This is a genomic window from Candidatus Korarchaeota archaeon NZ13-K, assembly GCA_003344655.1.
Classification (GTDB): Archaea; Korarchaeota; Korarchaeia; order Korarchaeales; family Korarchaeaceae; genus Korarchaeum.
Window position 1 is genome coordinate 1 of the sequence record MAIU01000140.1, and the last position, 1,572, is coordinate 1,572.

At 52.4% G+C, this 1,572-nt stretch carries 1 protein-coding gene and 1 pseudogene; both read left to right on the top strand.

The features are described from left to right. The coding region (locus BA066_07895; GenBank protein ID RDD52771.1) for a hypothetical protein at positions 1–803 on the top strand (803 nt) is incomplete at its 5' end. Positions 804–840: 37 nt separating this feature from the next. After that, a pseudogene (locus tag BA066_07900) lies at positions 841–1,572 on the top strand (transposase).

Genomic DNA, 1,572 nt, shown 5'->3' on the forward strand with positions numbered 1-1,572 from the left:
TCAAGGATGGCCTCATCGAGGGGCCGGTAAGTGTCGGTAACCTCTCGCTCGTCAGGATCAGGGGCGCAGAGGCCGTTGTTTTCAACCTCTCCATGCCCGATCTTGGCTTAGCGGCATCGGAGGGCGTTCTAAGGGACCTCGAGGTATACGCCTCTTCCGTCAAGGGGATAGTTGACGGAAAGCCCATGGAATTGGATGGCAGCAAAAAGGTAAGGATATCTGGCAACATCGAGATAAGCGACGGGGAGGTCTTGGCAGCCGTGCTATCCTGCAAGTCGCTCGATGCAAAGCAACTTTATCTTGCTGGGAAGTACGTTGGAGGTCAAGAGCCGTACGTACCTGCCGTAGTTACGGCTGCTGAGGTGGCTTTAGCCAAAAATTACGCTATGGGCGCTCCTGAAAGCTACGGGGAGCTGGTTAAGAAGGTCATGAGGCTGACATCTGGCCAGGTTGAGGCCGATAGCTTCTCGATAGTTGTACCGGCAGGGTATCATCTGAACAGAAGCTCGAAAGAATATGGATACAAGGTTGGGCTTGTTCTAAACTCAACGAGGCTGACGGGAGAGAATATGACGATGTACGCCATATATTACAAGATTACGGTTCAAACGGCAAGAGGATTTTATTTAATCAAAGCCACTGGTGACGAAAACGTCGGCAGCGTGGTTTCGCATTTCTGGGCATCGTGGGGTATAGGAAGGTATTATTGTCATAGAGTGCTTGACGTTGAGGTTCATGTTATCTTATTCGAGTTAGATAAAGCTTCATTCACAGACGTTCGGTTGATTTCTTTTTCAGGCTGAGTCAGCTTTTTCTGAATAGTTAACCTTTATAACACTTTTGGAAGTATACCCTACTGCCGTGGAAGTAGCCCTCAGCATACCCTTCAGCTACGAGCCGAGCGAGCGGTGAAGAAGCTCTTAGAGGACTTCAGGGACATGGTCAACTTCTGCATGGACTACGCCGCGAGGAGGTGGACCACGTCCTACGCCAGGCTCAGGAAGGGCATCTACGAGGAGTGGAAGAGGCGCGGGACTACTCGACGCACTTCTGCCACTCGGCCTGCAAGATAGCCCTAGCCATTCTCAAGAGCTGGAGGAGGCGGAGGGGCTTGGTCAAGGGCGATAGGCCAGTTGGCCAAGAAGCTCTTCACGCAACTAGACCCGCAACTTTACAGGTTCTACGGCGATAAGGTCAGAATCTCGGTCAGGCCTAGGCAGTTCCTCTTCGTGCAGCTGAAGTACGGGGACTACCAGAGGAGGCTCATAGACGCGTGGAGGGAGGGCAAGCTCAAAACAGGCGAGGTGACGATAAACGAGACGGAGATAATCGTACCCTTCAAGAAGGAGGTAGACCTCTCCAACCCGGGCGACTGGATAGCGATAGACATCAACGAGTCTAATGTCACGGCTGTGAGCTCGAACCCACACATCCTTAGGATTGAGAGCAAGCTAAGAACCATCCATACGACGTACTTCAACATAGTTAGGCGCATTCAGAGGCTACGCAAGCTCAAGCCGAAGGCCGCCGAGAGGTTGCTGAGGAAGTACTCCGGCAGGAGGAGGCGCAAAG